This window comes from Kitasatospora sp. NPDC018058, from assembly GCF_044327205.1.
GTDB lineage: Bacteria > Actinomycetota > Actinomycetes > Streptomycetales > Streptomycetaceae > Kitasatospora.
Map to the genome: position 1 here is coordinate 182,537 of NZ_JBIRFA010000013.1, position 20,428 is coordinate 202,964.

General features: G+C 71.2%; 17 protein-coding genes and 2 tRNA genes. 6 read left to right on the top strand and 13 right to left on the bottom strand.

Translation table 11 applies throughout. The annotated features are described in order from the left end of the window. Positions 1 to 43: 43 nt before the first annotated feature. Positions 44 to 265 (top strand): hypothetical protein, encoded by a 222-nt coding sequence (locus ACH4E7_RS20385; RefSeq protein ID WP_396250409.1) that lies wholly within the window; start codon positions 44 to 46, stop codon positions 263 to 265. A 206-nt stretch (positions 266 to 471) separates the two neighbouring features. On the opposite strand, the gene ACH4E7_RS20390 is transcribed toward ACH4E7_RS20385, so the two are convergent. Continuing rightward, positions 472 to 996 carry a hypothetical protein gene (locus tag ACH4E7_RS20390; protein ID WP_396250410.1) on the bottom strand — a complete coding sequence of 175 codons (525 nt, stop codon included), beginning with the start codon at positions 994 to 996 and terminating at the stop codon, positions 472 to 474. A gap of 295 nt (positions 997 to 1,291) precedes the next feature. Continuing rightward, entirely contained in the window at positions 1,292 to 3,928 is a 2,637-nt protein-coding gene (locus ACH4E7_RS20395) for a valine--tRNA ligase (RefSeq protein ID WP_396250411.1), read from the bottom strand. A gap of 190 nt (positions 3,929 to 4,118) precedes the next feature. On the opposite strand from ACH4E7_RS20395, the gene ACH4E7_RS20400 reads away from it, so the two are divergent. Then, on the top strand, positions 4,119 to 4,946 hold the full coding sequence (locus ACH4E7_RS20400) for a hypothetical protein (RefSeq protein ID WP_396250412.1): 828 nt from the start codon (positions 4,119 to 4,121) through the stop codon (positions 4,944 to 4,946). A gap of 72 nt (positions 4,947 to 5,018) precedes the next feature. Here the strand turns inward: ACH4E7_RS20400 and clpX are convergent, their stop codons facing one another. The 5 genes from clpX to ACH4E7_RS20425 all read right to left on the bottom strand — a co-directional run bounded on the left by clpX (position 5,019) and on the right by ACH4E7_RS20425 (position 9,913). Then, on the bottom strand, positions 5,019 to 6,308 hold the full coding sequence (gene clpX, locus ACH4E7_RS20405; RefSeq protein ID WP_063347569.1) for an ATP-dependent Clp protease ATP-binding subunit ClpX: 1,290 nt from the start codon (positions 6,306 to 6,308) through the stop codon (positions 5,019 to 5,021). A 247-nt stretch (positions 6,309 to 6,555) separates the two neighbouring features. Then, positions 6,556 to 7,218, bottom strand: a complete 663-nt coding sequence (locus ACH4E7_RS20410) for an ATP-dependent Clp protease proteolytic subunit (RefSeq protein ID WP_396250413.1) — start codon at positions 7,216 to 7,218, stop codon at positions 6,556 to 6,558. Between the two features lie 56 nt (positions 7,219 to 7,274). Continuing rightward, positions 7,275 to 7,901 carry an ATP-dependent Clp protease proteolytic subunit gene (locus ACH4E7_RS20415; protein ID WP_396250454.1) on the bottom strand — a complete coding sequence of 209 codons (627 nt, stop codon included), beginning with the start codon at positions 7,899 to 7,901 and terminating at the stop codon, positions 7,275 to 7,277. Between the two features lie 262 nt (positions 7,902 to 8,163). Then, on the bottom strand, positions 8,164 to 9,540 hold the full coding sequence (gene tig, locus ACH4E7_RS20420; RefSeq protein WP_396250414.1) for a trigger factor: 1,377 nt from the start codon (positions 9,538 to 9,540) through the stop codon (positions 8,164 to 8,166). Positions 9,541 to 9,839: 299 nt separating this feature from the next. Beyond that, a tRNA-Pro gene (locus ACH4E7_RS20425) sits at positions 9,840 to 9,913 on the bottom strand. Positions 9,914 to 10,082: 169 nt separating this feature from the next. Between ACH4E7_RS20425 and ACH4E7_RS20430 the strand changes: the two genes are divergently transcribed. Next, positions 10,083 to 10,153 (top strand) — tRNA-Gly (locus ACH4E7_RS20430). 74 nt (positions 10,154 to 10,227) lie between these two features. On the opposite strand, the gene ACH4E7_RS20435 is transcribed toward ACH4E7_RS20430, so the two are convergent. Continuing rightward, positions 10,228 to 10,788: a hypothetical protein gene (locus ACH4E7_RS20435; protein ID WP_396250415.1), complete on the bottom strand. Its 561-nt coding sequence runs from the start codon at positions 10,786 to 10,788 to the stop codon at positions 10,228 to 10,230. A 190-nt stretch (positions 10,789 to 10,978) separates the two neighbouring features. Between ACH4E7_RS20435 and ACH4E7_RS20440 the strand changes: the two genes are divergently transcribed. Continuing rightward, the gene (locus tag ACH4E7_RS20440; RefSeq protein WP_396250416.1) at positions 10,979 to 11,773 is read left to right on the top strand and encodes a DUF6348 family protein; all 795 of its coding nucleotides are present in this window, start codon (positions 10,979 to 10,981) and stop codon (positions 11,771 to 11,773) included. 18 nt (positions 11,774 to 11,791) lie between these two features. Here ACH4E7_RS20440 and ACH4E7_RS20445 read toward each other — a convergent pair whose 3' ends face one another. From ACH4E7_RS20445 to ACH4E7_RS20460, 4 genes are all read right to left on the bottom strand, one after another. After that, positions 11,792 to 11,989, bottom strand: a complete 198-nt coding sequence (locus tag ACH4E7_RS20445) for a hypothetical protein (protein WP_355669551.1) — start codon at positions 11,987 to 11,989, stop codon at positions 11,792 to 11,794. 507 nt (positions 11,990 to 12,496) lie between these two features. After that, the gene (locus ACH4E7_RS20450; protein ID WP_396250417.1) at positions 12,497 to 13,723 is read right to left on the bottom strand and encodes a PP2C family protein-serine/threonine phosphatase; all 1,227 of its coding nucleotides are present in this window, start codon (positions 13,721 to 13,723) and stop codon (positions 12,497 to 12,499) included. A gap of 332 nt (positions 13,724 to 14,055) precedes the next feature. Then, complete coding sequence (locus ACH4E7_RS20455) at positions 14,056 to 14,541, bottom strand: ribose-5-phosphate isomerase (protein ID WP_396250418.1); 486 nt, start codon at positions 14,539 to 14,541, stop codon at positions 14,056 to 14,058. 47 nt (positions 14,542 to 14,588) lie between these two features. After that, a complete protein-coding gene (locus ACH4E7_RS20460) occupies positions 14,589 to 15,188 on the bottom strand; it encodes a biotin transporter BioY (protein ID WP_396250419.1) in 600 nt (199 codons plus the stop codon). A 267-nt stretch (positions 15,189 to 15,455) separates the two neighbouring features. Between ACH4E7_RS20460 and ACH4E7_RS20465 the strand changes: the two genes are divergently transcribed. Continuing rightward, entirely contained in the window at positions 15,456 to 16,880 is a 1,425-nt protein-coding gene (locus tag ACH4E7_RS20465) for an amino acid permease (protein ID WP_396250420.1), read from the top strand. A 14-nt stretch (positions 16,881 to 16,894) separates the two neighbouring features. Here ACH4E7_RS20465 and ACH4E7_RS20470 read toward each other — a convergent pair whose 3' ends face one another. Continuing rightward, complete coding sequence (locus ACH4E7_RS20470; protein ID WP_355669555.1) at positions 16,895 to 17,545, bottom strand: DsbA family protein; 651 nt, start codon at positions 17,543 to 17,545, stop codon at positions 16,895 to 16,897. 208 nt (positions 17,546 to 17,753) lie between these two features. Here ACH4E7_RS20470 and pepN point away from each other — a divergent pair, with 208 nt between their 5' ends. After that, positions 17,754 to 20,318: an aminopeptidase N gene (gene pepN, locus ACH4E7_RS20475; RefSeq protein ID WP_396250421.1), complete on the top strand. Its 2,565-nt coding sequence runs from the start codon at positions 17,754 to 17,756 to the stop codon at positions 20,316 to 20,318. The last annotated feature ends 110 nt before the right edge of the window (positions 20,319 to 20,428 follow it).

The window sequence follows — 20,428 nt, forward strand, 5'->3', positions numbered from 1 at the left end:
CCCACAGGAGCTGGCGGTCTTCGATCATGAGGAGCACCGCGCCATGCCCGACGTCCTCCACGACTGGATCGACGAGGGCGCCGCCCTCGACGCCGCCTACCGCGAGATCTCCGCCCGGCCGCCCGAGTCCACCGACCGCTCCCGGGTGGTGATCGGCGTGGTCGACGCCGACGGCCGGCTCGGCCCGGGCACCCTCGGCCAGGTCTGCGACCCCGGGGGCTCGGCCAGGCCCCGGCACTGCCGCTGGCCGCGCGGGGCCTCTTGACAACCGGATCGGTCCGCTCCACCTGGTGAAGCAAGTCCCCTTTCCCGAGCGGGACTTGAGTTATCGACAGCCCCCTCACGCACACCATCGACACCCCCGGACGGCGCTACCCCACCAGGCGCCGCCGGGCCTCCCCACTGGAGCTGGAACCATGCCACCCGCACGCCATGCCGCGACCACCCCCGCAGGCCCGGACCGGTTCGGGATCAGACCGCGGCCCGGGCCTCCGGGACATGCGCGGCGGCGCCGTGCCGACGGCGCAACTCGGCGGTGATCTCGGCCAGTTCGCCCTCGGGCAGCAGCGGAAGCATCATCGCGACGCCCTGCAGCAGGCCGCCGAGCAGGTAGGTGGTGTCGGCCGTCGCGGCGACCAGCCCGCGGACCTCGGCCACCTCGCCGGCCGCGACCGCCTCGATCAGCTGGGCGGCGTTCGCGGTCTCCTCGTCCACCTGGACCGCGGCGGTGTCCTCCGGGGCCCGCCGGGCCATCGACCGCAGCACCCGGTCGCCGACTTCGGGGGCGTACGCCTTGCGGACGGCCTCGGCGGCGATCCAGGTGAGCAGTGTGGTCACCTCCCGCTCGACGTTCTCCTCGAGTAGCAGGTCCAGCTCGTGGTCGAACGCGAGCTGGTTGCCGTGCCGGAAGGCGAGCAGCAGCGTCGCCGCCCTGGCCTTGGCCTCCTCGACCGCCGCGGCAGGCAGTTCCTCGGCCAGCTCCTCGGTCACCACCACGCCATGCCCTCCCGTCCGTCGTTCAGCAGGAACGCTCAGCAGAAACGCCCTTCGGAAACTCCGTGCACACCGTACACATCCGACCTGAAAACTTCCGCGAACGCGCGCGGGCAAGACCGGAATCAATTCGCTCGGAATAGGACGCCACCCGGTCCAGGATGAATATTCGCCGGAAGGGAGCAATGTTCTGCTCTATTAGGCGTAGCTAAAACGGCGACCGGAGCGGCGTCCGGAAAACGCCGAGGGCCGCACCCCGCGTGTCGCGGAGTGCGGCCCCTCAACGGGCGCGGGCGGCTCAGCCCTGCGGCAGCGCCGCGAGCTGGGCGGTGATCCGGGCGATGTCGGCCTCGGCGGCCTCCTGACGGCCGCGGATCTTGGCGACCACCTCGTCCGGCGCCTTGGCCAGGAAGGCCTCGTTGCCGAGCTTGGCGGTGGTCTGGGCCTTCTCCTTCTCGGCGGCCGCGAGGTCCTTGGCGAGGCGCTTGCGCTCCGCCGCGACGTCGATGGTGCCGGAGAGGTCCAGCGAGACGGTGGCGCCGGCCACCGGCAGCGAAGCGGTGGCCGTGAAGCCCTCCTCGGGGACGGTCAGCCGCAGCAGCGAGCGGATCGCGTCCTCGTGGACGGCCAGCACGGTGCCGTCCAGCTCCAGCTTCGCCGGAACGCGCTGCCGGTCCTTGAGGCCCTGGCTCACGGCGAACCGGCGGACCTCGGTGACGACCTGCTGCAGCGTGGCGATCTCGGCCTCGGCCTCGGCGTCGCGGAAGCCGCTGTCCTTCGGCCAGTCGGCGATGACCACCGACTCGGCACCGGTGAGCGTGGTCCACAGCGTCTCGGTGACGAAGGGCACGATCGGGTGCAGCAGCCGCAGGGTGACGTCCAGGACCTCGCCGAGCACCCGGCGCGCGGCGTCGGCCTGCGGGCCGCCCTTGGCCAGGGTCGTCTTCGAGAGCTCGACGTACCAGTCGAAGACCTCGTCCCAGGCGAAGTGGTACAGCGCCTCGGAGAGCTTGGAGAACTGGTAGTCCTCGTACAGCCCGTCCACCTCGGCGACGGTGCTGTTGAGGCGCGACAGGATCCAGCGGTCGCTCGCGGTCAGCTCCTCCGGCGCGGGCAGCGGGCCCTCGACGGTGGCGCCGTTCATCAGCGCGAAGCGGGTGGCGTTCCAGATCTTGTTGGCGAAGTTGCGGGCCGCCTGGACCCAGTCCTCGCCGATCGGCACGTCGACGCCCGGGTTGGCACCGCGTGCGAGCGTGAAGCGCAGCGCGTCGGAGCCGTACTTGTCCATCCAGTCCAGCGGGTTGACCACGTTGCCGAAGGACTTCGACATCTTCTTGCCGTTCTGATCACGGACCATGCCGTGCAGCGCGATGGTGTGGAACGGCGGGGTGCCGTCCATCGCGTAGAGGCCGAACATCATCATCCGGGCGACCCAGAAGAACAGGATGTCGTAACCGGTGACGAGGACGGAGTTCGGGTAGAACTTCGCGAGGCTGTCGGTCTGCTCCGGCCAGCCGAGCGTGGAGAACGGCCACAGGCCGGAGGAGAACCAGGTGTCCAGGACGTCGGTGTCCTGGTGCCAGCCCTCGCCGGTGGGCGGCTGCTCGTCGGGGCCGACGCAGACGACCTCGCCGTTCGGGCCGTACCAGACCGGGATGCGGTGGCCCCACCACAGCTGGCGCGAGATGCACCAGTCGTGCAGGTTGTCGACCCAGTCGAAGTACCGCTTCTCCATCTCCTGCGGGTGGATCTTGACCTTGCCGTCGCGGACCGCGTCGCCCGCGGCCTTGGCGAGCGGGCCGACCTTGACCCACCACTGCATGGACAGCCGCGGCTCGATGGTGGTCTTGCAGCGCGAGCAGTGGCCCACCGAGTGGACGTACGGGCGCTTCTCCGCGACGATCCGGCCCTCGGCGCGCAGCGCGGCGACGATCGCCGAGCGGGCCTCCAGGCGGTCCAGGCCGAGGAAGGGGCCGTGCGCGGTGATGACGGCGCGCTCGTCCATCACGGCGATGTTCGGCAGGTTGTGCCGCTGGCCGATCTCGAAGTCGTTGGGGTCGTGCGCGGGCGTCACCTTGACGGCGCCGGTGCCGAACTCCGGGTCGACGTGGGCGTCGGCGACGATCGGGATGCGGCGGCCGGTCAGCGGCAGCTCGATCTCGGTACCGATCAGGTGCTTGTAGCGCTCGTCCTCCGGGTGGACGGCGACCGCGGTGTCACCGAGCATCGTCTCGGCGCGGGTGGTGGCCACGACGATGGAGTTCTCGCCCTCGCCGTAGCGGATCGAGACCAGCTCGCCGTCGTCGTCCTGGTATTCCACCTCGATGTCCGAGATGGCGGTCAGGCAGCGCGGGCACCAGTTGATGATGCGCTCGGCGCGGTAGATCAGCTCGTCGTCGAAGAGCTTCTTGAAGATGGTCTGGACGGCCTGGGAGAGGCCCTCGTCCATGGTGAAGCGCTCGCGGGACCAGTCCACGCCGTCGCCGAGGCGGCGCATCTGGCCGGAGATCTGGCCGCCGGACTCCGCCTTCCACTTCCAGACGCGCTCGACGAAGGCCTCGCGGCCCAGGTCGTGGCGGGACTTGCCCTCCTTGGCGAGCTCGCGCTCGACCACGTTCTGGGTGGCGATGCCGGCGTGGTCCATACCGGGCTGCCACAGCGCCTCGTAGCCCTGCATCCGCTTGCGGCGGACCAGCGCGTCGATCAGCGTGTGCTCGAAGGCGTGGCCGAGGTGCAGGCTGCCGGTGACGTTCGGCGGCGGGATGACGATGGTGAACGGGGGCTTGTCGCTCTTGGCGTCCGCGGTGAAGTACCCACGCTCTACCCAGCGCTCGTACAGCTCGCCCTCTACGTCCGCGGGGGTGTAGGTCGTCGGGAGGGTTGCCGCATCGTCCCCGGTGGTGCTCACGGGGCGCTGGTTCGTCGTGTCGGTCACGACGCACAGTTTACGTAACCCCGGGCGCTGGTTACGAACCGCTTTCGGTCCATGGACTCGCCCCGCCCGACGCTCCCGTCACAGGCACCGTGCGGTAGCGTGCCCGGACGCTCGTCCGGGCATCCGGACGTGCACGGAACTACCCAACACCACGATCGGCCGCGGGTGCGGCGGGGGAGCACGAGGACAGATGTACGGCCAGGGACAGCAGTATCCGCAGGGTCAGCCCTACGGCGGTCAGCCATACGGCGCCCCGCCGCCGCAGCAGCCCTACGGCGCCCCGCAGCCCCAGTACGGGTACCCGCCGCAGCAGCAGCAGCCCTACGGCGCGCCGCAGCAGCCGTACGGTGTGCCGCCGCAGGCACCGTACGGGCAGCCGGGCTACCCGACGCAGCCGCAGAAGGGCAAGGGCGGTCTGGTGATCGGCCTGGTGATCGGCGCCCTGGTGCTGGGCGGTGGCGGGTTCGCGGCCTGGAAGTTCCTCGGCGGCAGCGACGCGGGCGGCCAGTACAAGCTCAGCGCCCCGCAGACGCTGCTGGACGGCTACGTCCAGAAGTCGGCGCAGGAGAAGGCCGCCGACATGAGCCAGCCCGACGTCGCGAAGATCGGCACGGACCTGCACGCGGTGGTGGCCAGCTACAGCAAGGGCGCCGACGTCAAGAACATGGACTCGCTGTCGATCATCGGCGTCTACGGGAACATCAACGACCCGGACCAGATCATCTCGGACAGCAAGACGAACACCGGCGGGCTGACCTGGACCACGCCGATGACCGACTACCCCGCCAAGGACAGCCACGCCTCCTCGGGCAAGCTCAGCTGCGGTGTGGCCAGCGTCATCGCGGGCAAGCCCGGACCGACGATGTGCGTGTGGGCGGACAAGTCCACCATGGGCCGGGTCACCTTCACCCACCTCAGCCTGAGCACCGCCGGCGGTGACACCAACCAGGGCATCACCCCGGACCAGGCCGCGGAGAAGACCCGGGCGATCCGCGACGCCATGAAGGTCGCCAAGTAACGTCGCGCGACCCATGTGAAGGGGCCCCGCACCGGATCCGGTGCGGGGCCCCTTCACATGGCGGCCGTCGGGTCAGGCGCTCTTCTCGCGGCGCTCGCGCTTGATCATGTCGCGCGGGACGAGGGTGGGGATGGCGTGCTTGGAGACCACGTCCCCGGTGACCACCACGCGGGCGACGTCCTGGCGCGAGGGGACCTCGTACATCACGGACATCAGCACCTCCTCCATGATGGCCCGCAGACCGCGCGCGCCGGTGCCGCGCAGGATCGCCTGGTCGGCGATCGCCTCCAGCGCGTCCCGGGAGAACTCCAGCTCCACGCCGTCCAGTTCGAAGAGCTTGCGGTACTGCTTGACCAGCGCGTTCTTCGGCTCGGTGAGGATCTGCAGCAGCGCCTCGCGGTCGAGGTTGTGCACGCTGGTGATCACCGGCAGACGGCCGATGAACTCGGGGATCATGCCGAACTTCACCAGGTCCTCGGGCATCACCTGGCGGAAGTGGTCGCTGGCGTCCGACTCGCGCTTGGAGCGGATGTTGGCGCCGAAGCCGATGCCCTTGGCACCCGCGCGGCCCTCGATGATCCGCTCCAGGCCGGCGAACGCGCCACCGACGATGAACAGCACGTTGGTGGTGTCGATCTGGATGAACTCCTGGTGCGGGTGCTTGCGCCCGCCCTGCGGCGGCACCGAGGCGGTGGTGCCCTCCAGGATCTTCAGCAGCGCCTGCTGCACGCCCTCGCCGGAGACGTCGCGGGTGATCGACGGGTTCTCGCTCTTGCGGGCGACCTTGTCGATCTCGTCGATGTAGATGATCCCGGTCTCGGCCTTCTTGACGTCGTAGTCGGCCGCCTGGATCAGCTTGAGCAGGATGTTCTCGACGTCCTCGCCCACGTAGCCGGCCTCGGTCAGCGCGGTGGCGTCCGCGATCGCGAACGGCACGTTCAGCATCCGGGCCAGGGTCTGCGCCAGCAGCGTCTTGCCGGAGCCGGTGGGGCCCAGCAGCAGGATGTTGGACTTGGCCAGCTCGATGGCGTCCTCGCGGCCGTTGCCACCGCTGCGGCCGGCCTCACCGGCCTGGACGCGCTTGTAGTGGTTGTAGACGGCGACCGAGAGCGCCTTCTTGGCGAGGTCCTGGCCGACCACGTACTGGTCCAGGAACTCGTAGATCTCGCGCGGCTTCGGCAGTTCCTCGAAGCGGACCTCGGAGGTCTCGGCGAGTTCCTCCTCGATGATCTCGTTGCACAGGTCGATGCACTCGTCGCAGATGTACACGCCTGGGCCGGCGATCAGCTTCTTCACCTGCTTCTGCGACTTGCCGCAGAACGAGCACTTGAGCAGGTCGCCACCGTCTCCGATGCGTGCCACGAGGTGCTTCCCCTTCGCCAGGGGCCCCGCAGGGGTTCCGGGGCCTGGTGCTGTGGACCGTCCGCGCCGACGGCGCTCGGTCTCGCTATCCGACGGTACTCTGCCGGACCCGTGATTCCGTCCTCTTCGCCGGGTCTGCCCTACGCCCTGGGCGAATTGATACCGAACAGATGCCGTGACAGAGCCCGCCGACGGGCCGGGGCGGGGCGCGCCACCGGGTGCGCGCCCCGCCCCGACGGTGCCGGCCTCAGGAGGTCAGCGAGGTCTTGCGGGTGGAGATGATCTGGTCGACCAGGCCGTACTCGACGGCCTCCTCGGCGGTCAGGATCTTGTCGCGCTCGATGTCCTCGCGCACCTGCTCGACCGACTTGTTGGAGTGCTTGGAGAGCATCTCCTCCAGCTGCTCGCGCATCCGGAAGATCTCCTTGGCCTGGATCTCCAGGTCGGACACCTGACCGCGGCCGGTCTCGGTGTACGGCTGGTGGATCAGGATCCGGGCGTTCGGCAGCGCCATCCGCTTGCCGGGGGTGCCGGCGGCGAGCAGCACGGCCGCGGCGGAGGCCGCCTGGCCCATGCACACCGTGGTGATGTCCGGCTTCACGTACTGCATCGTGTCGTAGATGGCCGTCAGGGCCGTGAACGAGCCGCCGGGCGAGTTGATGTACATCTGGATCTCGCGGTCCGGGTCCATCGACTCCAGGCACAGCAGCTGCGCCATGATGTCGTTGGCCGAGACGTCGTCCACCTGCGAGCCGAGGAAGATGATGCGCTCCTCGAACAACTTGGCGTACGGGTCGTACTCGCGGATGCCCTGCGTGGTGCGCTCGACGAAGCGCGGGACGATGTAGCGGCCCTCGGCGCGCATGTCCTCGACGCGGGCCTGGGCGGCCGACAGGCTGGGGATGTTCATGGGGGTTCTTGTCCTCCGGGGCGTTGTGGCTGTGGTCTCGCGGGCCGGGCCGAGGCTCAGGCAGCGCCCGTGCCGCCGCCGCCGGGGACGTCCGCGGCGCTGTGCATGATGTCGTCGATCAGGCCGTAGGCCTTGGCCTCCTCCGGCGTGAACCAGCGGTCGCGGTCGGAGTCCGCAGTGATCTGCTCGAAGGTCTGGCCGCTGTGGTGCGCGATCAGCTCGGACATCCGCTTCTTGGTGCGGAGCAGCTGCTCGGCCTGGATGCGGATGTCGGTGGCGGAGCCGCCGAGGCCCGCGGAGGGCTGGTGCATCAGGATGTTGGCGTTCGGCAGCGAGAAGCGCTTGCCGGGGGTGCCGGCGGTCAGCAGGAACTGGCCCATCGAGGCGGCCATGCCCATCGCAATGGTGACGACGTCGTTCTTGATGTACTGCATGGTGTCGTAGATCGCCATGCCCGCCGAGATCGAGCCACCCGGGGAGTTGATGTAGAGGAAGATGTCCTTCTCGGGGTCCGCGGCCAGCAGCAGCAGCTGGGCGGTGATCTTGTTGGCGATGTCGTCGTCGACCTGCTGGCCGAGGAAGATGATCCGCTCGCCCAGCAGCCGGTTGTAGACCTGGTCGCCAAGGCCGCCGAGCACGTCACCAGCGGCGGCGTGCGGCACCATCGGGCCAGGCATCTGCATCTGCGGGAACGTCACTTAGCCACCTGCTCAGTCGATTTGGACGGTCGCTCCACGGCCGTCACGGTGTCGCACGGCTTCCGGGTATCACGTCGTGATTGTTGCTGTCCAAGGACCCTAACGCGCAGGCCGGGCCGCAGAATCCCTCACGCAGAACTGTTCGCTGTGAGCGCAGGGTCGCGCCGGCGCTCCGGCGGGACGACAGCGGGCCCGGACACCGTACGGCGTCCGGGCCCGCTGTGCTGCCTCAGGGGGCTACCGGGGCTCAGGCCTCGGTGTTCTCCTCGGCGGCGGCCTCGACGGTCTCGCCCGTCTCGTCCTCGTCGTCGAAGTTGATCTCGTTGCCCTCGGTGTCGACGACCTTGGCGGCCTCGACCACGGTGGCCAGCGCCTTGCCGCGGGCGACCTCGCCGACCAGCAGCGGAACCTGGCCGCCCTGGACGACCTGCTGGGCGAACTGGTCCGGGGTGAGGCCCGAGCCGGCAGCGCGGCGGATGAGGTGCTCGGTGAGCTCCTCCTGGTTAACACCCAGCTCCTCGTTGGCGACGATCTGGTCCAGGACGAACTGGGTCTTGATGCCCTTCTTCGCCTGCTCCTCGATCTCCGCGTCCCACTCCTCGCGGGTCTTGCCCTGGGTCTCCAGGTAGGTGTCGAGGTTCAGACCCATCGGCTCGAGCTGGTGGTGCTCGACGTTGTGCTTGCGGGTCTCGATCTCGTCCTTGAGGAGCTTCTCGGGGTACTCGATCTCAACCAGCGCGAGCAGCGCGTCCAGCACCTTCTCCTGGGCCTGGGTGGCCTGGTCGTACTCCTTCATGCGCTCCAGGCGCTTGCGGGAGTCGGCGCGCAGGTCCTCCAGGGTGTCGAACTCGCTGGCCAGCTGGGCGAACTCGTCGTCCAGCTCCGGCAGCTCCTTCTCCTGGACGGCGGTGACGGTGACAGTGACCTCGGAGGTCTTGCCCGCCTGGGTGCCACCCTTGAGCTCGGTGCTGAAGGTCTTCTCCTCGCCGGCGGACAGGCCGGTCACGGCCTCGTCGATGCCGTCGATCAGACGGCCCGAGCCGATCTCGTAGCTGACGCCGTTGGCGGTGCCGTCCTCCGGCACCTCACCGTCGACCTTGGCGACGAGGTCCACGACCACGATGTCACCGGCGGCGGCGGCGCGCTCGACGTCCTTGACCGAGGAGAAGCGCTCGCGCAGCTGCTCCAGCGACTTCTCGATGTCCTCGTCGGAGACGACGATCGGGTCGACGGTCACCTCGATGGAGGAGAACTCCGGCAGGGTGATCTCCGGGCGGATGTCCACCTCGGCGGTGAACTTCAGGTCACCGCCGTCGGCGATCTTCTCGACACCCTCGATGTTGGTGATGTCGGGCTGGCCGAGGACCTCGATCTTGCCCTCGTCGACGGCCTGCGTGTAGAAGCGCGGCAGGGCGTCGTTGACGGCCTCCTCCAGCACGGCGCCACGGCCGAAACGCTGGTCGATGACGCGAGCCGGGATCTTGCCCTTGCGGAAGCCCGGAACCGTGACCTGCTGGTTGATCTTCTTGTACGCCGCGTCGAGGCTGGGCTTGAGCTCCTCGAAGGGCACCTCGACGGTGAGTCGAACCCGGGTCGGGTTCAGAGTCTCGACGGCGCTCTTCACGGTTAGGTCTCCTATGGGCTTGCGGTCAGGTTGCCTCCGCCCGATCCGTTCCGCCTGGCCGGAGCCGGTCGGGTGGTTCGGGCGAGACGGGCGATGGGCGATTGGAGCTGCATCTCCCGTTGGGGGTGGACGGTGAGCTTGACTCCTCGCCCTCGTGCGGTTGACCTGGGTGGACGCCACAGGGACTACCGCCAGCGCCCCATCCTACCGGTACCACGAAAGGCGGACGCCAGACGCCACCGTACCGCCCCAACAGAACAGGGCCCCGCCCCGATGGGCGAGACCCTGCGCACTCACTGTCGGGGTGGCCGGATTCGAACCGACGGCCTTCCGCTCCCAAAGCGGACGCGCTACCAAACTGCGCCACACCCCGTGGTGCCGAGAGGAAGCGTACACGCCGGGCCTGCACGGCTCGTCGACTATTCCGGGGCGGGGCGGAACGGGGCGGAAGGGGCTGCGCGGCGAATGGGGTGTGCACGGGAGCGACCGGACCAGGTACGCTGTCTCCCGAACTTCCGGCCGGAAACGGCTCGGGGGGTCGCGCGGGCGTAGCTCAATGGTAGAGCCCTAGTCTTCCAAACTAGTCACGCGAGTTCGATTCTCGTCGCCCGCTCTTCCGGTCCGGCCCCGGTGCGCTCAGCGCACCGGGGCCGTCGACGTTTCCGGGGCCGGGCGGTCCCGGCGGTCTCAGAGTCCGAGCCGGGCGGCCCGGGCGGCGGCCCGGTCGAGCAGCTGGTGCACATCACCCTCCCGGGTGGCGGGGCGGTCGTTGTACTCGTCCGGGGAGCGCGCCGGGCGCCCAGTGGCGTGCAGCACCTCCATCAGTTGGACCCGGGCGGTGCGCACGGTCACCGGGGTGCCGTAGCCGTACGCCAGGACGGCGGCCTGGGCTCCGAGCAGGCAGACCCGGCCGGCCCGGTCCCACATCGCGCCCTGCAGCCATCCGTGGGCGCCGATGTAGCGGGAGGCGAGCCGCAGGTGGTCGGCGGCGCTGACCGGGACGGGCCGGGCGGGGCGGCGCAGCGCCCGGTCGAGCAGGGTGGCCCGGGGCACCGGGTGGCCAGCGTGCCAGGGGCGCAGGATGCTGCCGTACCGGCAGACGTACGGTGCCGGGGTGCGCGCGGGGGCGGGCAGCGAGGCGAGGTAGGCCTCGATCTCGGCGACCAGGCCGGAGCCGTCCGGGCCCGCCAACAGCTCTCGAAGGGGGGTCGGGAGCGACGGAAGGGGCGTCAGGTCGGTGCGGGGCATGCGGGCTCTCCAGGCGGGTGGCCTTCAGGTTCCGCTCCCCAAAGTGGGGCATTCAGGGTATTTCCGCGACCGGAGGATCCAGGGGTCCGGGCGGTTTCCCGGTTGGCGGTCGGGCCGATAGCCTCGGCGGCGTTCGAGCGCAGTTCGAGCGCGACCTCAGCCGGCGCGCTCCCGAGGTGGAGGAGTCCCGGTGCATCCGCAGGAGCGACTGGCCGTCATACAGCGCTGTGTGGTCCGGGAGATGGCGCGACTGGGCCAGGTGTTCCTTCCGGACGGCGAGGTGGTGCGCGGCCCGGGCACCACGGCGGTGGCGGTGCGCGAGCACCCCGGGGACGACGGCGCCGGGCACGTGGACCTCGGCTTCGTGCTGCAGCTGGGCCGGGCGGACGCGCCGGTGGTCTGGGACTGCGCGGCGGGCCTCGGCAAGACCGAGGAGGAGAAGCTCGCGAACGCCGTGAAGATGTGGGCGACCACCACGGCCTCGGTGCTGGTCGAGCTGGCGGACGGGCGCGGGGTGCACGCCGACCACCCCGATCTGCCCGAACTCCCGGGCTGGCACGCGGTGCAGGGCCCGGCGGCGGTGTTCGGCTTCGGCAACGAGCACCTGGCGGCCTGGCTCGCCGAGCACCGGGTGCTGCCGGCGCTGGCGCCCGCGCTGCGCGCGGAGCTGACCGGGGCGGGCCCGGTGGGGGTGAAGCTCTTCCTGGGCGGGAAGGCGGGCGACGACGTCGCCGAGGTCCGGGTGGGCGGCGAGGTCTCGGAGGCGGCCTCCGCGGCGCTCCGCGCGCTGGACTGGCCGCGCGGTGAACGGTTGTGCTGGGCACGGCTGTTCGTGCTACTGACCGCGGAGCGGGCAGCACCGGTCACAGCCGTCGTGCCGACGGGTGCCGCAGCACCTGCGCCCCTGCGCGTCCCGGCCCCGGCGGCGGCACGCCCCCGGGGTCTGTTCGCCCGCTGGCGGGAGGCCAGACGGGCCGGCCGGTGACCCGGCGGCCCGGCCCGGTCAGCCGCCGGTGATGCTGGAGATGCTGTGCGCCAGGTTGGACAGCAGGGAGTTGATCGAGGTCGCCATGGTGGTCTCGTGCAGCATGAAGCCGAACAGGGCGGCGACGATCGCGTGCGGGATCTTCAGCTGCTTGTTCCGGATGAAGATGATGCACAGGATCGCGAACAGGACCAGCGCGGAGACGGAGAGTGCCACCCGGACTCACTTCCTCGTTTCATAGCGTGGTGCCGCCGCCCGGCGGCACCTGCGAAGCCGGACCCCGGCCTGTCCGACGGTCCCGAGGCGGAATCGCGGACCGTCCGACACAGTGCCGGTGAGGGAGCCCGCGCTCGACCGCTGTCTGACGTGTTGCACGTGTCGCCCCCCATCCCCCGAATCCTGAACAGTCCCGCCCGGACTCAGTGTGGTCGACCGTGCCGATTGCGTAAAGGTCTGACAGTCAGCCCAACGCCGATATCCTGCGATGCGAGACGAGTTTCCGCCGACCGGGACGATAGCGGAGCCGTTCTGACGAATGGTCGGCGGGGCGGTGCTGAGCGGCCGGGAAACGTCCGGAGGCCGGGAGCGGAAGCCGCTGATCCGGTCAGCCGACGGGGCGTCCGATATGGCCGAAGATCAGCTGCCAGGCTTGACAGCGGGGCTGCCGGTGGCATGTGACGTCGGGCCCGGCGGATCCGGCCCCGGTCGTGCGGGGACCTTCCGTCAGTCGCGCCAGAGCAGCAGGACCGCGCGGTCGTCGTTGATGTCCCGGGCCACCGTCTCGATCAGCGCGGACGCGGCCCCCGCACCGGTGCCCGGGGCACCGCCGGGGACCAGCCGGTCCGCCTCCCCCATCAGCCGGTCCATGCCCTCGGTGAGGTCCCGGCCCGGCGCCTCGACCATGCCGTCGGTGCAGAGCATCAGCACGTCGCCGCGGTTCAGCCGGCCGCGCACGCCCTCGAACTTGGCGCCGTCGTAGATCCCGAGCAGCGGGCCCTCGGCCTCCTTGACCTCCCAGCGGCCGGCGCCCGCCAGCCGCTGCATGCCCGGCAGGTGCCCGGCCGAGAGCAGCTCGTACTCGCCGGTGTCCAGGTCCAGCACCAGGTGGACGGCGGTGGCGAAGCCCTCCTCCCAGGACTGGCGCAGCAGGTAGCCGTTGGCGGCGGGCAGGAAGTCGTGCGCGGGCAGCGAGCCGACCAGACCGCCGAAGGCGCCGGACAGCAGCAGCGCCCGGGAGCCGGCGTCCATGCCCTTGCCGGAGACGTCCGCGAGGACCACCTCCAGCAGCCGCTGGCCGGGGCCGGTGCGGGCGGCCACCACGAAGTCGCCGGAGAAGGACTGCCCGCCGGCCGGGCGCAGCGCCATGTCGGCGTGCCAGCCGTCCGGCAGCCGGGGGACCCGGCTCTGCACCCGCAGCCGCTCGCGCAGGTCGAACAGCATGGTGGAGCCGCCCCACCAGGGCACGCCGACCCGGGCCCGGAACTGGGCCAGCAGCAGGCCGCCCACCCCGGCGGCGCCGACCACCAGGGCCGCGCCGGGGGTGACGCCGTAGACGTAGGCCTCCGGGTTCTCGCTGGCGACCCGCTGGCCGGTGTGGATCACGGACTCGGCGGACAGGCCGAGGGCGGCCAGCGCGTAGAGCACCACCAGGCTGCCGGGGCGCAGCAGCAGCGCGCCGGCCAGGATCGGCAGGACCAGGGCGGTGGGCGGGGCCCAGTCGGGGATCCAGACGTTGAGCACGATCAGCAGCGGGACGAGCAGGGCGAGCGCGCAGAGCACCGGCCAGTCGGCGGAGCCGCCGCGGAAGTAGTCGACACCGGCCGTGCGCAGCCTCCGGCGGACCCGGCGGAGCCTCTTGCGCAGCCGGGCCGTCACGGGCTCGGACGCCGGGGCGGCGCCGGGCCTCGTCGCAGTCGTCTGGGGCGGTGCGCCCGGCGGTCTGCCAGCCATGGGCCCCGACCCTATCCACGGGTGCGGCCCGGCGTCGACGGCTCGGGGGCGGTCGGCGGCGTCGGCGCGCGGGGCGCTCAGCGGGTTTCGGCCGATCGGAGCGGTGCCGGGCGCGCCGTCAGGAGGCATACGCCGGTTGGGCGTACGGAGCAGGCGAGCGGCGTGCGCGCCCCGCGTGCGGGGGTGTGCGCGCGCCGGGGCCTGTGGCCGATCCCACAGGTCCGGGGCTTGCGACGGGTCTCGCGGATCCCCGCCGGGCCCCGGGCGGAAACGGCGGCGGCCGGCCGCACGGGAGGGTGCGGCCGGCCGTCGGGGGCGGGTGGGGGGTGGGATCAGCCCTGCGGGTGGTGGGCCGGGATCGGCGGGAGCTCGCCGGTGGTCTCGTACTCGCTCAGCATCTCGATCCGGCGGGTGTGCCGCGGCTCGCCGCTGTAGGGGGTGTTGAGGAAGACCTCGACGAACTCGGTGGCCTCCTCGGCGGTGTGCATGCGCCCGCCGATGGAGATCACGTTGGCGTTGTTGTGCTGACGGCCGAGCTCGGCGGTCTGCACGCTCCAGGCCAGCGCCGCGCGGACGCCCTTGACCTTGTTGGCGGCGATCGCCTCGCCGTTGCCCGAGCCGCCGATCACGATGCCCAGGGCCTCCGGGTCGGCGGCGGTGCGCTCGGCGGCGCGCAGGCAGAACGGCGGGTAGTCGTCCTCGGCGTCGTAGATGTGCGGCCCGCAGTCGACCGGCTCGTGGCCGGCCCCCTTCAGCCACTCCACCAGGTGGTTCTTCAGTTCGTATCCGGCATGGTCGGAGCCCAGGTACACGCGCATGCCATGAGTGTGGCATGCGCGTGCGCCCGGACCCGACAACGGGGGCGTCAGCGCTTGCCGAGCAGCTTCCAGGCCAGCGGCAGGGCGCCGGCGGCGAAGGCGGCCTTGAGCGCGTCGCCGACCAGGTACGGGTAGAGACCGAGCTCGGCGGCGCGGGCGAGCGACACGTGCAGGGTGAAGGCCAGGTACGGGACGCCGACGGCGTAGATGGCCAGGCTGCCGAGGACCATGGTGACGGCGGTGTTCACCGGGGTGCGGTCGGCGCCGCGGCGGGCGAGCGCGCCGGTCACGGCGGCGGCGAGGACGAAGCCGAGCACGTACCCGAAGGACGGCATGGCCCAGCCGGAGGTGCCCTCGGCGAACCAGGGCATGCCCGCCATGCCGGCCAGCAGGTAGAGGGCGAGCGAGGCGACGCCGCGGCGGGCCCCGAGCGCGGTGCCGACCAGCAGGGCGGCGAAGGTCTGGCCGGTGACCGGCACCGGCGAGCCGGGGACGTTCACCGACAGCTGGGCGGCCACACCGGTCAGCGCGGCGCCGCCGACCATCAGGGCCAGGTCGCGGACCTGGGCACCGAGGCGGGTGGAGGCGGCGGGCAGCAGGTCGGCGAGGACGGCGCGGCGCGCTATCGGGGTGGTGGCAGTGGCCATCGGGGGATCCTCCGTAAGGGTCCAGGTGAGTGAACACCTGTGAACCTACGCGGTGATCCACTGCGCCACCGCCACGGTTTCGGACAAAGCCCCGCCCTCGGGCGTTGTCGGAACCGGCCCGAAACGACGCTCCGTCACCGGAAGGTGACGTTGAGGTGCGACCGGGTCCGCATGGTGGGCCCGGAGCGGACGTTCTTGGCATGAGCAACGGGCTCCCCGGATATTGGACAGTCCATGCCGCATTCCGCACAGTCTGGATCCACGCCTATGGCCCCCACCCCCGCGCCCACAGCGCCCGGGACCACCGACGCCGCCACCCGAGCGGGCTCGGGCCCGGCACCCGGCCAGCAGCTCAGCCACGGGCTCAAGCAGCGCCACCTGTCGATGATCGCCCTCGGCGGCGTCATCGGTGCCGGCCTCTTCGTGGGCTCCGGCGCGGGCATCGCGGCCGCCGGGCCGGCGATCATCCTCGCCTTCGCCCTCTCCGGCCTACTGGTCATGCTGATCATGCGGATGCTCGGCGAGATGTCCGCCGCCCGTCCGGCCTCCGGCTCGTTCTCGGTGCACGCCGAGAAGGAGATCGGCCCCTGGGCCGGGATCACGGCCGGCTGGATGTACTGGGTGATGCTCTGCTGCGGCGTGGCCGCCGAGGCCACCGCCGCCGGGAAGATCGTCAACGGCTGGATACCCGGTGTCTCGGCCTGGGTCTGGGTCGGCCTGTTCATGGTCTTCTTCTGCGTCAGCAACCTGACCGCGGTGAAGAACTTCGGTGAGTTCGAGTTCTGGTTCGCCACCATCAAGGTCGCCGCGATCGTCGCCTTCCTGGTCCTCGGCGGGCTCGGCATCGCCGGTGTGATCGGCCCGGGCTCCCCCGGCACGAGCAACCTCACCGGCCAGGGCGGCTTCCTGCCCAACGGCGTCAGCGGGCTGATCGTCGGCCTGCTCGCCTCGGTCTTCGCCTACGGCGGCCTGGAGACGGTGACCATCGCCGCGGCCGAGTCCGACGACCCCAAGAAGAACGTCGCCAACGCGGTGCGCACGGCGGTGTGGCGGATCGCGATCTTCTACATCGGCTCGATGGCCCTGGTGGTCACCCTGGTCTCCTGGAAGGACCCGGCGGTCGTCGCCGACGGCCCGTACGTCACAGTGCTGCGCCACCTCGGGGTGCCCGCGGCCGGGACGATCATGGAGGCGGTGGTGCTGATCGCGCTGCTGTCCGCCATGAACGCCAACATCTACGGCGCCTCCCGGATGGCGTACTCGCTGGTCGGCCGCGGCCAGGGCCCCAAGGCACTGGCCAAGGTCAGCGGCGGGGTGCCGCGCCGGGCCGTGCTGGCCTCCTGCCTGTTCGGCTTCGGTGCCGTGCTGGCCGCCAAGTTCTGGCCCGCCACCGTGTTCACCTGGCTGATGAACACCACGGGCGTGGCGATCCTGGTGGTCTGGCTGTTCATCTGCATCGTCCAGCTGCGGATGCGCCGCCGACTGGAGCGGGAGGAGCCCGAGCTGCTCACCGTGAAGATGTGGGGCTACCCGTACCTGACCTGGGTCGCGATGGCCGCCGTGGCCGGCATCCTCGCGCTGATGACCACCACCGAGGGCAACCGCCAGCAGCTGTACGCGGCCGGGGTGCTGGTCGTGCTGCTGATCGCGGCCGGCCTGGTCAAGCAGCGCCGGGACGCGGCCGCCGGCTAGGACGTACGGCGGGCCTACTCGAAGGACGGCCCCGCCGTACGGGTGCGCTTGATCTCGTAGAAGCCCGGGGTGGAGGCCACCAGCAGGGTGCCGTCCCAGAGCCGGGCCGCGGCCTCGCCCTTCGGGGCCGGGGTGACGACCGGGCCGAAGAAGGCGACCCGCTCGCCGTCCGCGCCCTCGACCGCGATCACCGGGGTGCCGACGTCCTCGCCGACCAGGGTGATGCCCTCCTTGTGCGAGGCGCGCAGGGCCTCGTCGTAGGCGTCGGTGTCGGCCGCGTCCGCCAGTTCGGCGGGCAGGCCGGCGGCCACCAGGGCGGCCTCGACGGTCTCCCGGTTCTGCGGCAGGCCCTGGTTGTGGAAGCGCAGGCCCAGCTCGGTGTAGAGCCGGCCCAGCACCTCCTCGCCGTGCTGCTGGGCGGCCGCGATGCAGACCCGCACCGCGCCCCAGGCGTTGTCCAGCAGCTCGCGGTACTGCTGCGGCAGGTCGCGGTGCTCGTTGAGCACCGACAGGCTCATCACGTGCCAGTTCACGTCGACCGGCCGCAGCTGCTGGACCTCGATCAGCCAGCGGGACGTCATCCACGCCCACGGGCAGGCCGGGTCGAACCAGAAGTCGGCGGTCTTGCGCTCAGCGGCAGTCGTCACTGGGGTCTCGTCCTTCATGAGGTGATCCGAGGCGGCGGGGTGTCCCCCCTCCAGCCCCCAACACCCGTCCGGCGCCGGTGATTCCGGCCCGGACGCGGCGGCCTGTGCAATGGTACCGGTCAGGGCGAGCGTGAAAGGATGCCCCTGCGTGCGCGACGCACACCGCGCACGGGACCGCACCACCCACAGACGCACCACCGTGCGAGCCGGACAAAGGAGTACCGCCGTGCCGGGCAAGAACCTGAGCCGCGAGGAAGCACAGCAGCGAGCCGGCATCCTGGCCGTGGACGGCTACCGGGTCCGGCTGGACCTGACCTCGGCCCTCGACCCGGCCGCCGCCACCTTCCGCTCCACCACCACCGTCACCTTCCGCTGCTCCCAGCCCGGCGCCGCCACCTTCCTCGACCTGCTCGCCCCGGCCGTCCGCTCAATCACCCTCAACGGCCGCGCCCTGGACCCGGCCACCGCCTACGACGGCGCCCGGGTGCACGTCGACGGCCTGGCCGCCGAGAACGTCCTCACCGTCGAGGCGGACTGCGCCTACAGCCGCACCGGCGAGGGCCTGCACCGCTTCGTCGACCCGGTGGACGGCGAGACCTACCTGTACACCCACTACGAGCCGGCCGACGCCCGGCGGGTGTTCGCCAACTTCGAGCAGCCCGATCTGAAGGCCCCGTTCAGCTTCACGGTGACCGCCCCGGCCGCCTGGGACGTGCGGTCCAACGCCGTGCACGAGACCGTGACCGAGGAAGGCGCCGCCCGCACCTGGGAGTTCGCGCCGACCAAGCGGATCTCCACCTACCTCACCGCCGTGGTGGCCGGCCCGTACCACGTCGCCCGCGACCACTACAGCCGCGAACTCGCCGACGGCACCACCCTGGAGATCCCGCTCTCCGCGATGTGCCGCAAGTCGCTCGCCCCGCACTTCGACGCGGAGGAGATCCTCGGCGTCACCAAGCTCGGACTCGACTTCTTCCACGAGGAGTTCGACTTCCCGTACCCCTTCGGCAAGTACGACCAGGCCTTCGTCCCCGAGTACAACATCGGCGCGATGGAGAACCCGGGCTGCGTCACCTTCAAGGAGGAGTTCGTCTTCCGCTCGAAGGTCACCGACGCCGCCTACGAGTCCCGCGCCAACGTCATCCTGCACGAGATGGCGCACATGTGGTTCGGCGACCTGGTCACCCCGCGCTGGTGGGACGACCTGTGGCTGAAGGAGTCCTTCGCCGACTTCATGGGCTCCTACGGCCTGATCGGCGCCCGCACCCGGTACTCCTCCGCCTGGGTCACCTTCGCCAACCAGCGCAAGGCCTGGGCCTACCGGCAGGACCAGTTCCCCACCACCCACCCGATCACCGCCGACATCCGCGACCTCGAGGACGCCAAGCTCAACTTCGACGGCATCACCTACGCCAAGGGCGCCGCCGTCCTCAAGCAGCTGGTCGCGTACGTCGGTTCGGAGGCCTTCTTCGAGGGCGCCCGCCGCTACTTCAAGCGGCACGCCTTCGGCAACACCGAACTGGCCGACCTGCTGGACGTGCTGGAGGAGACCAGCGGGCGCGACCTCAAGAGCTGGGCCGCCGCCTGGCTGCAGACCGCCGGGGTCAACGCGCTCACCCCCCAGGTCACCACCGACGCCGAGGGCCGGATCACCGAACTCGCCGTCCTCCAGGACGGCGATGTGCTTCGCCCGCACCGGATCGCGGTCGGCCTGTACGACCGGGACGCCGACGGCGCCCTGGTGCGCACCGAGCGGATCGAGCTGGACGTCACCGGCGCCCGTACGGTCGTCGCCGAGGCGGTCGGCCGCCCGCGCCCGGCCCTGGTCCTGCTCAACGACGAGGACCTGACCTACTGCAAGATCCGCTTCGACGCCGACTCGCTGGAGACCCTGCGCACCGGCCTCGGCGACATCCGCGACGAGCTGGCCCGCGCGCTCGCCTGGTCCGCCGTCTGGAACCTCACCCGGGACGGCCTGATGCCGGCCCGCGACTACGTCGCCCTGGTGCTGCGCTTCGCCGGCCAGGAGGGCAACATCGGCGTGCTGCAGTCGCTGCACGCCCAGGCCAGGACCGCCGTCGACCTGTACGCCGCCCCCGAGTGGCGCGCCGAGGGCGCCCGGCAGCTCGCCGACGGCTCCCTGCGCGAGCTGCGCGAGGCCGTCCCCGGCAGCGACCACCAGCTGGCCTGGGCCCGCTTCCTGGCCCAGACCGCGGGCGGCGCCGAGCACCTCGGCCTGGTCCGCGGCCTGCTGGCCGGCAGCGCCCGGATCGACGGCCTGGAGGTCGACCAGGAGCTCCGCTGGTCGCTGTGGCTGGCCCTGGCCGCCGCCGGGCAGGCCGCCGACGAGGAACTGGCCGGGGAACTGGCCGCCGACAACACCGCGGGCGGCAAGCGCCAGTACACCCAGTGCCTGGCCGCCCGGCCCACGCCGGAGGCCAAGGCCGCCGCCTGGTCGGCCGTGATCGACTCGGACGAACTGCCGAGCGCCCTGGTCGAGGCCAACACCGCGGGCTTCTCGATCCCCGCCCAGCGCGACCTGACCGTCCTCTACGCGGCACCGTACTTCAAGCTGCTGGAGAAGGTCTGGGCCGAGCGGACCATCGAGATCGCGATGCGGATCGTCGGCGGCTTCTTCCCGATCGCCCAGTGTGACGAACAGACCCTGACCGAGGTCGACGCCTGGCTGTCCGGCCGTCCGCAGGCCGCGCCGGCGCTGCGCCGCCTGGTGCTGGAGCGCCGGGACGACCTGGCCCGCGCGCTGCGGGCGCAGGCCTGCGACCGGGCCTGACCGGCTGAGCGAAGGGGCCCGCCGACTCCGTGTCGGCGGGCCCCTTCGCGTCGATCGCGGCGGCCGTCGGGTACTCGCGGGCGATGCCGAGCGGGCGGCGGAGGTCCTCG

Excerpts from the sequence above, each read along its gene's own strand:
- ACH4E7_RS20435 (WP_396250415.1), bottom strand. The coding sequence starts at position 10,788 with ATGCCCCGCACCGACCTGACGCCCCTTCCGTCGCTCCCGACCCCCCTT.
- ACH4E7_RS20400 (WP_396250412.1), top strand. The coding sequence starts at position 4,119 with ATGTACGGCCAGGGACAGCAGTATCCGCAGGGTCAGCCCTACGGCGGT.
- ACH4E7_RS20460 (WP_396250419.1), bottom strand. The coding sequence starts at position 15,188 with ATGGCCACTGCCACCACCCCGATAGCGCGCCGCGCCGTCCTCGCCGAC.
- ACH4E7_RS20410 (WP_396250413.1), bottom strand. The coding sequence starts at position 7,218 with ATGAACATCCCCAGCCTGTCGGCCGCCCAGGCCCGCGTCGAGGACATG.
- ACH4E7_RS20470 (WP_355669555.1), bottom strand. The coding sequence starts at position 17,545 with ATGAAGGACGAGACCCCAGTGACGACTGCCGCTGAGCGCAAGACCGCC.
- ACH4E7_RS20415 (WP_396250454.1), bottom strand. The coding sequence starts at position 7,901 with ATGCAGATGCCTGGCCCGATGGTGCCGCACGCCGCCGCTGGTGACGTG.
- ACH4E7_RS20455 (WP_396250418.1), bottom strand. The coding sequence starts at position 14,541 with ATGCGCGTGTACCTGGGCTCCGACCATGCCGGATACGAACTGAAGAAC.
- ACH4E7_RS20465 (WP_396250420.1), top strand. The coding sequence starts at position 15,456 with ATGGCCCCCACCCCCGCGCCCACAGCGCCCGGGACCACCGACGCCGCC.
- ACH4E7_RS20385 (WP_396250409.1), top strand. The coding sequence starts at position 44 with ATGCCCGACGTCCTCCACGACTGGATCGACGAGGGCGCCGCCCTCGAC.
- ACH4E7_RS20450 (WP_396250417.1), bottom strand. The coding sequence starts at position 13,723 with ATGGCTGGCAGACCGCCGGGCGCACCGCCCCAGACGACTGCGACGAGG.